The sequence below is a fragment of the Streptomyces sp. NPDC034111 genome (assembly GCF_055575375.1).
In genome coordinates this window covers 63226-74645 of record NZ_JBVIST010000028.1, presented here as the reverse complement: position 1 = coordinate 74645, position 11420 = coordinate 63226, and the positions used below count along the sequence as shown (strand labels likewise).

At 71.0% G+C, this 11420-nt stretch carries 1 protein-coding gene; it reads right to left on the bottom strand.

The annotated features are described in order from the left end of the window. Positions 1-11366: type I polyketide synthase (locus tag ACZ55A_RS35405; RefSeq protein ID WP_468848983.1), on the bottom strand; the 11366-nt coding region annotated here is incomplete at its 3' end. Positions 11367-11420: the final 54 nt, after the last annotated feature.

Genomic DNA, 11420 nt, shown 5'->3' with positions numbered 1-11420 from the left:
TCGGACGGGAAAGGCACCACACCATCCCCACCCGCACACAACAACCCCCACAACTCCTCCGGCGATTCCACCCCGCCAGGGAACCGACAACTCATCCCCACAATCGCCACCGGTTCATCCACCGGCGACGACGGCGACAGTGACAGCGACGGTGCTGTCGCAGCGGTTGTCTCCGTCTGCACCGTCTCGTCCACGCCGGACAGTTCGACGTCCAGATGGCGGGCCACCACCAGCGGGGACGGGTAGTCGAAGACGAGGGTGGCGGGCAGTTGGAGGCCGGTGGCCGCATTCAGATGGTTGCGCAATTCCACTGCGGTGAGCGAGTCGACGCCGAGTCCCCGGAAGTCGCGGGTCGGCTCGATCGATTCGGGGCCGGGGTGGCCAAGAACCACCGCCGCTTGGGTGCGTACGAGTTCCAGAAGTGCGGCCTGGCGATCGTCCAGCGACAACGGGGAAAGCCGGGATCGCAGGGCATCCGCCGGGTTCACCGCGGCCGATGAGGAGACCGCCGTACGCCGCGTGCTGCGCCCCAAAAGTCCGCGCATAAGCGGAGGAAGCACGCCGGCGGAATGCTGCTCCCGCAAGATCGTGTGATTCAGCTGAACCGGGACGACCACAGGGAGGGCGGCGTGCCGAGCGGCATCGAACGCCTCCACGCCTCGTTCCTTGGTGAAGGGTGTGATGCCGCCGCGTGCCATGCGTTGCACGTCGGCCTCGCTCAATTCGCCGGTCATACCCGCGTCGGAAGCCCAGGCACCCCAGGCCAAGGACCTGGCAGGAAATCCGAGCCCATTACGCCGGGAGACAAGCGCATCCACATACGCGTTCGCCGCCGCGTAGTTGGCCTGCCCCGCGCTGCCGAATGTCCCCGCCACCGACGAGAACGCCACAAACTCCGCCACATCCGCGTCACGCGTCAGCTCGTCCAAAAGCGCCAACGCGTCCACCTTCGGCCCGAGGACCGCGTCCAGCCGCTCGGGCGTCAGCGAGGAGAGCACACCGTCGTCGAGGACGCCTGCCGTGTGCACGACGGCGGTGAGCGGATGCTGCTCCGGTAGGGAGTCGAGCAGTCGGCGCAGGGCTCCGCGGTCGGCGGCGTCGCAGGCGGTGACGGTGATCTCGGCGCCGAGGGCGGCGAGTTCGTCGCGCAGGTCATCCACGCCGGGGGTGTCCGGTCCGCGGCGGCTGGCCAGCAGCAGATGCCGCACACCGTGCTCGGCGACCAGATGCCGGGCCACCAGCGCACCCAGACCGCCTGTACCACCGGTGATCAGCACCGTTCCGGCCGGATCGAGCGCCACCGGCATCGTCAGTACGACCTTGCCGATGTGCTTGGCCTGGCTCAGGTAGCGGAAGGCCTCGGGAGCCCGCCGCACATCCCACGCCGTCACCGGCAACGGCTCCAGCACACCCCGCTCGAAGAGCTCGACCAGCGCGCTCAGCATCTCCCCGATCCGCTCCGGACCTGCCTCGGTCAGGTCGAAGGCCTGGTAGCGCACGCCCTCGTGGTCGGTCGCCACCTGCTCCGGCTCACGGACGTCGGTCTTGCCCACCTCCAGGAACCGGCCGCCGCGGGGCAGCAACCGCAGTGAGGCATCGACGAACTCCCCGGCCAGGGAGTCCAGCACCAGATCCACGCCCCGGCCGTCGGTCGCCTCAAGAAACGCCCGCTCGAAGTCCAGGTCCCGCGACGAAGCGATTCGTGCCTCGTCCAGGCCCAACTCCCGCAGGGTGTCCCACTTGCCGGGACTCGCGGTGCCGAAGACCTCCGCCCCCAGATGCTGCGCCAACTGCACTGCGGCCATGCCTACGCCACCCGCGGCGGCGTGCACGCAGACCGACTCGCCGGCCTGGAGATCACCGAGCTCCACCAGCGCGCAGTACGCCGTCAAGAAGGCCACCGGCACCGACGCCGCCTGCGCGAACGACCAGCCCTCCGGGACCTTGACGACCGTGCGTGCGTCGGCCACCGCCACCGGGGCGAAGGCGTACGGGAACAGCCCCATCACCCGGTCTCCCGGGGAAAGGTCCACCACTCCAGGACCCGTCTCGGTGACCACACCCGCGCCCTCGACGCCCAAGGCGCCCGGATCGCCGGGATACGTGCCGAGTACGTTCAGCACATCGCGGAAGTTGACCCCGGCGGCCCGCACCGCGATACGGACCTGGCCGGCGCTCAGCTCGTCGTGCGCTGCGGGGCGCTGCACCAGACGCAGCCTCTCCAGCGTGCTGTCGTCGGCGTCGTTGCCTGCGTGATTGCCTGCGTGATTGCCGACGTTGTTCCCTGCGTCGTTGCCGACGTTGTGGCCTGCGTGGTTGTCGGCGTGGTTGTCGAGGCACCATCCGTCCTGCGGCAGGCCCGGCATCGGCAATTCATCGCGCCGGATGTTCATGCTCAGCCTCGGCAGGTAGGCGATGCCCGCTCGCAGGGCGAGTTCGGGCTCTCCGGAGGCGAGGGCGGTCGGCAACGCTTCCAGCGAGGCCTCGGTGCCGTCCACGTCCACCAGGACGAAGCGGTCGGGGTGTTCCAGGCGTGCGGCGCGGACGAGGCCCCAGACCATGGCCTGCGCCGGGTCGGGCTGTTGCAGCTCTGCCGGGACGGCGTTCCGCGTCACCACCACGAGCCGTGCCTGCGAGGAGCGCTGGGATTCCGTCCACTCCTGGAGGCAGGAAAGGGCCCGACAGGTTGTGGCGCGGGCGGCTGCGGGAGTTCCTGTGGCTTCCTCCGTGGGTGCGTCGAGCCTCAGCACGACGTACGGGGGGATTTCTTCCCCTCGTGCAGAGACGCTTGCATCGAGGTCGTCGTCGAGGTCATCGAGGTCGTCAGGCTTGATGAGGTTGACGAGGTCGACGACGTCGACGGCTTCTGTGGTCATCTCGGGTACGGGAAGCCAGTCGACCCGGTACAGCGCGTCGGAGTGGGTGGTGCCCTGCGAGGCACGGCTGAACATCTCGGCCGAGACCGGCTGCCTGGTGAGCGAAGCGATCTCCGCCACCGGCTGACCCACCGCGTCCGCCAACTGGAGTGAGGCGCTGCCGTCCGCATGCACGGAAATGCGTGCCCGCAGCACGGTGGCTCCGGAGGCGTAAAGCTTCACGTCGTGCCAGGTGTGCGCCAGGTATCCAACGCCGCCGGCATTCTCGTCCGTTCCCGTTCCCGTTCCCGTTCCCGTCTCCGGCGCCAGCGCCAGTGCGTGAAGAACGGTGTCCAGCAGTGCGGGGTGCAGCCCGAATGATGATGCCTCCGCGTCTTCGGGTATCTCCACCGTCGCGAAGAGATCGGCATCGCGCCGCCATACGGCCTGAAGGCCCCGGAAGGCAGGACCATACGCGATCCCGGCGTCGGCGAATTCCTCGTACAGACCCTCCACGGGGACGGCGTGTGCGCCTTCCGGAGGCCAGACGGCGTGATCGAAGCTCTCGCGGTGGTCGGCCGCTCCGAGCAGGCCCGTGGCGTGCCGGATCCATGGTTCCTGCGCGACACCGGTGCTGCCGATACGGCAGGAATGGATGGTGAACGCACGGGTGCCGTTGAGGTCCGGCTCCTGGATGCGCATTTGCAGCTGGACGGCTTCGTGGGCAGGGAGCACCAGGGGGGCTTCGATGGTCAGCTGCTCGACGTGGTCACAGCCGGCCTGGTCGGCAGCGCGGAGCGCGAGTTCCAGGAAGGCCGTGCCGGGGAAGAGAATCGCCCCTTCGACGACATGATCCGCCAGCCAGGGGTGGTCCTGCACGGAGAGCCGGCCGGTGAAGACGATGGAGTGGGAATCGGCGAGCGTCATGGTGGCCGCGAGCAGGGGGTGGTCGGCGGCTTGCAGCCCGGCCGACCCGAGGTTCGTGGCGGTGGTGTGGGCGAGCCCGAGCCAGTAGCGCTGGTGCTGAAAGGCGTACGTCGGCAGGTCGACGCATCGGGCGCCGGTCCCGGCGAAGAGCGTGGCCCACTCGACGGTGCCGCCGCGGGCGTAGACGTGGCCGAGGGCGGTGAGGAACCCGGCCATTTCCGGGCGGTCCTTGCGCAAGGCGGGCACAAGCAGGTGGTCGGCGTCCGCGTCGAGGCAGCCCTGTGCCATGGCGGTGAGGGTGCCGTCCGGTCCGATCTCCAGGAATCGCGTCACACCCTGCTGCTCCAGCCACCGCACACCGTCCGCGAACCGCACCGATTCCCGGACGTGCCGCACCCAGTACTCCGGAGAGGTCAGCTGCTCCGCCGTGGCCAGTTCACCGGTCACATTCGAGACCACCGCAATACGCGGCTGCGCGAATAGCACGCTCTCCGCGACTGCCCGGAACTCCTCCAACATCGGCTCCATCAGAGGCGAATGGAACGCATGGCTCACCCGCAACCGCTTCACCTTCCGACCCTCAGCCTCAAAACGCCCGGCAACCTCCGCCACCGCCGCTTCCTCACCGGAAACCACAACCGCCCGCGGACCATTCACCGCAGCAACACTCACCCGCTGCCCAAACCCACCCAGCACCGCAAGGACCTCGTCCTCCGACGCCTCAAGCGAGACCATCGCCCCACCCGCCGGCAACGCCTGCATCAACCGCCCACGCGCAGCAACCAAACGACACGCATCCGCCAGCGACAACACACCCGCCACATGCGCAGCAGCCAACTCACCAATCGAATGCCCCACCAAGAAATCCGGCCGCACACCGAACGACTCCACCAACCGGAACAACGCCACCTCAACCGCAAACAACGCCGGCTGAGTGAACCCCGTCCGATTCAACGCACCCGCATCCCCATCCTCATTCCCATCCGCATCCCCATCCGCGTCCGCGTCCTCACCAAACACCACCCCCCGCAACGGCGACTCCAACTCACCATCAAGGCAAGCACACACCGCATCAAAAGCATCAGCAAAAACCGGGAACGCCTCATACAACTCCCGGCCCATTCCCAGCCGCTGGGCACCCTGCCCCGCGAACAGAAAGGCCAGGAGCCCTTCGGACGTGGTCATGCCCTGGGCGATGTTTCCCTGGGGTTCGCCGCGGACGAGGGCGGTCAGGCCGTCGAGCAGGGTTTCCCGGTCGGCGCCGAGGACGACGGCGCGGTGTTCGAAGGGTGAGCGGGTGGTGGCGAGCGACAGGGCCACGTCGTGCGGGCGCAGTTCGGGCCGGGCCTGGAGGTGTGCCGACAGCCGCTCGGCCTGGGCCCTGAGTGCGGCCTCGCTGCGTCCGGAGAGTACCCAGGGAACGAGGGCCGGAGCGTCGGGCGTCGAAGGTGTTGTTGCCCCCTGGCGTGCCTCCTGGGGTTCGTCGGCCGGCGGTTGTTCGAGGACGATGTGGGCGTTGGTGCCGCTGACGCCGAAGGACGACACACCTGCCCGGCGGGGCCGCTCTCCCTCCGGCCATGCCACGTCCTCGGTGAGCAGTCGTACATGGCCGGCGGACCAGTCCACGTGTGTCGACGGCTCGTCCACATGCAGCGTCCGCGGCAGCACACGGTGCTGGAGCGCCAGCACCATCTTGATGACGCCGGCCACGCCGGCCGCGACCTGGGTGTGGCCGATGTTGGACTTCACCGAACCCAGCCACAGGGGCCGGTCCTCGTCCCGGTCCTGGCCGTAGGTGGCGATCAGGGCCTGGGCCTCGATCGGATCACCCAGTGACGTGCCCGTGCCATGTGCCTCGACCACATCCACGTCCGAGGCCGTTAGACCCGCACTCGCCAGCGCCTGGCGGATCACGCGTTGCTGCGACGGGCCGTTCGGGGCGGTGAGGCCATTGGACGCGCCGTCCTGGTTCATGGCGCTGCCGCGGACGACGGCGAGCACCCGGTGGCCGTTGCGACGGGCGTCCGAGAGGCGTTCGACGACCAGGATGCCGGCGCCTTCGCCCCAGCTGGTGCCGTCGGCGGAGTCGGCGAACGCCTTGCAGCGGGCGTCTGCGGCGAGGCCGCGCTGTCTGCTGAATTCGATGAAGGCGCCCGGTGTGGACATCACGGTCACGCCGCCGGCAAGGGCGAGGTCGCAGTCTCCGGAGCGGAGGGACTGGACGGCCAGGTGCAGGGCGACCAGCGAGGAGGAGCAGGCCGTGTCGACGGTGACCGCGGGCCCTTCGAGGCCGAGGGAGTAGGCGATGCGGCCGGAGGCCACGGCGCCGGAGCTGCCGGTGAGCATGTGGCCCAGGAGGTCGTCGGGCATGTCGCCGGCGCCCGATCCGTAGCCCTGGTAGCCGCAGCCCACGAAGAGGCCGCTGCGGCTGCCCCGCAGTGACAGCGGGGCGATTCCGGCGCGTTCGACGGCTTCCCACGAGACCTCCAGCAGCAGCCGTTGCTGGGGGTCCATGCCCAGGGCCTCGCGGGGTGAGATGCCGAAGAAGCCGGGGTCGAAGTCGCCGGCGCTCCGGACGAAGCCGCCCTCGCGTACGTAACTGGTGCCGGGGCAGCCGGAGTCGGGGTCGTAGACGGCGTCGATGTTCCAGCCGCGGTCCTCGGGGAACGGGGTGATGGCGTCGCCGCCGTTGGTGATCAGTTTCCAGAGGTCGTCGGGTGATGCCACGTCTCCGGGGTAGCGGCAGCCCATGCCGACGATGGCGATCGGTTCGTCGTCGTGCTGTACGGGGTGGGCGAGTGCGGCGGTGTGCTGGTCGCCGAGGTCACCGAGGTCGCCGAGGAGTTCGGCGCGAAGATGGCGGGCGAGGGCCGGCGGCGTCGGGTAGTCGAAGACGAGTGTCGGGGAGAGGGGCAGCGCGGCCGTCGTGGAGAGGGAGTTGCGCAGTTCGACGGCGGTGAGGGAGTCGATGCCGAGTTCCTGGAAGGTCCGTGCAGGCTCGACGGATTCGGGGCCGGGGTAGCCCAGGACGGTGGCGGTGGTTTCCCGGACCAGGCGGAGCAGGCGCTGTTCCTGTTCGGCCGGGGTGCGCAGCGCTGCGAGGGTGCTGCGGATGCCCTCGGGTTCGGTGTCCTGGGCGGGGCGTTGGGCGGCGGCTTCGGGCAGTTTGCCGAAGAGGGCGTTGCGGCCTGCGGGGAACAGGTTCCAGTCGATGTCGGCGATGACGAGGTGGGTCTCGTCGTGGTCGAGCGCCTGGTGCAGGGCGACGAGTGCGGTCTCGGGCTCCAGGGGCGGCAGGCCCGCCCGGCTGAGCTTGGTCCGCAGGGTGGGGTCGGCGGCCATGCCGTCGTGGGCCCAGGGGCCCCAGGCGATGCTGGTGGCGGGCAGGCCCTGGGCCCGGCGGTGCCGGGCGAGGGCGTCGAGGCCGGCGTTGGCCGCCGCGTAGTTGGCCTGGCCGGCTGCTCCGAGGGTGCCCGCGATCGAGGAGAACAGCACGAACGCGGTGAGGTCGTGTCCGCGGGTCAGTTCGTGGAGGTTGGCCGCGGCCTCGGTCTTGGGGTGGAGGACGGTGGCGAACCGTTCGGCGTCCATGGTGGCGAGGGTGCCGTCGTCGAGGACGCCCGCGGTGTGGAAGACGCTGGTCAGCGGCTGGTCGTCGGGGACGGCGGCGAGGAGCTGTGCCAGGGCGTCGCGGTCGGCGGGGTCGCAGGCGGCGAGGGTGGTCCGGGTGCCGTGGGTGGCGAGTTCGGCGGCGAGGTCCTGGGCTCCCGGTGCGTCGGGGCCACGCCTGCTGAGGAGCAGGAGGTGTTCGGCGCCTTCGCGGGCCAGTTGGCGGGCGAGGGCGGAGCCGATGGTACCGGTGCCTCCGGTGATCAGGGTGGTGCCGGCCGGGGTCCAGGCGGAGGTGCCGTGCGGCCGTTCGGGGTGGGGGGCGCGTGTCAGCCTGCGGGCGAAGAGGCCGGAGGCGCGCAGGGCGAACTCGTTGCCGTGTTCGGGGTCCTGGGCCGGGGTGTGGAGTACGGTGCGCAGCCTGTCGAGGGCGCGGTCGTCGAGGTGTTCGGGCAGGTCGACGAGGCCGGTCCAGTGGTCGGGGTGTTCGATGGCCGCGGTGCGGCCGAGGCCCCAGAGGGTGGCCTGCCAGTGGGCGGCGGCGCTGAGCGGGTCGGAGCGGCCGATGCTGACGGCGCCTCGGGTGGCGGTCCAGAGCCGGACGGGGGTGTCGGCGCGGAGCAGTGCCTGGACGAGGGCGCCGGTCAGGGTGAGGGCGGCGGGTGTCTCGGGGTGGTGGGGGTGGCGTGCGGTGCCGAGGCCGAGGAGGGAGAGGATGTTGGTCTCGTTCGGGGCGCCTTCCCGGTCGGGTATCTCTGCGAGGCGTCGGGCGATGTCGTCGGGGCCGGCGTCCGGCGGCAGGTGCAGGGTGGTGACGGTGGTGCCGGGGCCGGTCAGGGCGGTTTCCAGGGCTTCGATGACGGGCTGATGGCCGCCCGGGGCGGGCTGCTGGTTGGCGGGGGCGTCGGTGGGGGCGATGAGCAGCCAGTGTGCCGGTGGGGTCGTACGGGGGCGGGGGTCGACCGGCTCCCAGTGCTCGGCGTACCGCCAGGCGCGGGCGGTGGAGTGCTGCTGCTGGTCGCGGTGGAAGGCGGCGAGGGCGGGAACGACGGGTTCGAGGAGGGAGCGGTCAAGGCTGAGGCTGTCGGCGAGTTCCGGCACGTTGTGCTGCTCTACGGCGGTCCAGAAGGCGGCGTCGGCCGGCCGGCCGTTCGGCGGCTCCTCGGGGGGTGTGGCGTTCAGCCAGTAGCGGGTGCGCTGGAAGGGGTAGGTGGGCAGGTCGACGGGGTGGGCTCCGGGGAGGAGGGCGGACCAGTCGAGGGGGGTGCCGGAGGTGTGGAGTCTGCTGACGGCGGTGAGCAGGCTTTCGGGCTCCGGGCTGTCCTTGCGGAGGAGGGGGATCAGCAGTCGGTCGTCGTCGGGCAGGCAGGCCGCGGCCATGGCGCTCAGGGTGCCGTCGGGGCCGAGCTCGATGAGCCGGGTGACATGGCGTTCGGCGAGGGTGGCGACCCCGTCGGCGAAGCGGACGCTCTGGCGGGCGTGGCGGACCCAGTAGTCGGGGCTGCACAGTTCGCCGGGGGTGGCGAGGCGTCCGGTGACGTTGGAGACGACCGGGATCTGTGGCTGATGGTAGGTCAGTTCACTGGCTATGGTGTGGAGTTCGGCCAGCATGGGGTCCATGTGGGGCGAGTGGAAGGCGTGGCTGACCCGGAGCCGGGAGACCTTGCGTCCCAGGTCCCGGAAGTGGCCGGCGAGGGCGTCCACGGCTGCTTCGTCGCCCGCGAGGACGGTTGCTTCGGGGCCGTTGACCGCGGCGATGCTCACCCGGTCCCCGGTGTCGGCCAGCAGCGGACGTACCTCGTCCTCGGTGGCCTGGAGTGACGCCATGGCTCCGCCGGGCGGGAGGGCCTGCATCAGCCGGCCGCGGGCCGCCACCAGACGGCAGGCGTCGGGAAGGGTCAGTACTCCGGCCGCATGGGCCGCGGTGAGTTCGCCGATCGAGTGGCCCATGAGGACGTCGGGCTTGATGCCCCACGAGGTGAGGAGCCGGAAGAGCGCCACTTCGAAGGCGAAGAGGGCGGGCTGGGTGTGCCCGGTGCGGTCCAGCAGTGCCGCGTCGTCGCCGAAGACGGTGGCGCGCAGCGGACGGTCGAGTGCGGTGTCGAGGTGTGCGCAGGCGGCGTCGTAGGCGTCCCGGAAGGCGGGGAACGCCTCGTGGAGTTCGCGGCCCATACCGAGGCGCTGGGCGCCCTGGCCGGTGAACAGGAACGCGGTCTTGCCGCGCACCGGCGAGCCGGTGACAGCGCCCGCGGCGGTCGGGCCTTCCTGGGCGAGTGCGGTCAGCCGGCTGCGCAGTTCGGCCCGGTCGGTGCCGAGCAGGACCGCGCGGTGTTCGAAGGCGGTCCGGGTGGTGGCGAGCGAGTGGGCCAGGTCGTACGGGTCGGTGTCGGGGTGGGTGTCGAGGTGGGACAGCAGGCGGGCGGCCTGGGCCCGGAGGGCGTCGGGGCTGCGGGCGGAGAGCACCCAGGGGATGTGTGGGGGGCGGGCGGCGACGGCCTGGGCGTGGCTGTCCGTGCCGTGGAGCCGGCCTTGGGGGGCCGGTGTGTGGTCTTCGTGGGCGTGGTCCGGGCCTGCGGGGTGCACGTCCTGTGGGGCGTCGGCGGGCGGGTCCTCCGGTGCCTGTTCCAGGATGGTGTGGGCGTTGGTGCCGCTGATGCTGAAGGAGGAGACGGCGGCGCGGCGCGGCCGTGCGGACTCGGGCCAGGGGACGGGTTCGGTCAGCAGCCGGACGTTGCCTGCCGACCAGTCCACGTGGGTGGAGGGCCGGGTGGTGTGCAGGCTCTGCGGCAGGACGCCGTGCCGGAGGGCGAGCACCATCTTGATCACGCCGGCGACTCCGGCGGCAGCCTGGGTGTGGCCGATGTTGGACTTCACCGAGCCCAGCCACAGCGGCCGGTCGGCCGGGCGGTCCTGTCCGTAGGTGACGAGCAGCGCCTGCGCCTCGATCGGGTCGCCCAGGGTCGTGCCGGTGCCGTGGGCCTCGACGGCGTCCACGTCGGCAGCGGTCAGTCCGGCGCCGGTGAGCGCGGAGCGGATCACCCGTTGCTGGGCGGGGCCGTTGGGGGCGGTGAGGCCGTTGGACGCGCCGTCCTGGTTGAGGGCGCTGCCGCGTACCACGGCCAGCACCCGGTGGCCGTTGCGGCGGGCGTCGGAGAGCCGTTCGACGAGCAGCATGCCGGCGCCTTCGCCCCAGCCGGTGCCGTCGGCGTCATCGGAGAACGGCTTGCAGCGGCCGTCGCCGGCCAGCCCGCCCTGTCGGTTGAACTCGACGAAGGCGGCGGGCGTGGACATGATCGCGACGCCGCCGGCGAGGGCGAGGTCGCATTCGCCGGCCCGGAGGGACTGGGCGGCGAGGTGCAGGGTGACCAGCGAGGAGGAGCAGGCCGTGTCGACGGTGACGGCGGGGCCTTCGAGGCCGAGGGCGTAGGCGACCCGGCCCGAGACGACGCTGCCCGTGGTGCCGGTGAGGATGTGCCCTTCGACGCCCTCGGGGACGTTGCCGCGCAGCCCGGAGCCGTACTCCTGGTTGCTGCATCCGGCGAAGACGGCGGTCCGGCTGCCGCGCAGCGTCGTCGGGTCGATGCCCGCACGTTCCAGCGCCTCCCATGAGACCTCCAGGAGCAGCCGCTGCTGCGGGTCGGTGGCCAGTGCCTCGCGGGGGCTCATCCCGAAGAACTGCGCGTCGAATTCGTCGGCGGTGTGGACGAAGCCGCCGCGGGTGGTGGCCATGTCGAGTGTGCTGAGGTCCCAGCCCCGGTCGGCGGGGAACTCCGACAGTGCGTCGACGCCTTCGGAGAGCAACTGCCAGTAGTCCTCGGGGGTCTGTACGCCGCCGGGGAAGCGGCAGCTCATTCCGACGATGGCGAGGGGTTCACCGGCTGCGTCGACCAGTTGCTGGTTCTGTTTGCGCAGGCGGTCGTTCTCCCGCAGCGAGGCCCGCAGGGCTTCGACGATCTGATCCGCGGACGTGGCCATTGGTCAGCTCTCCATCATTCCGGCTTCGTCGGGGTGGCTTCGTCGGGACGGCGG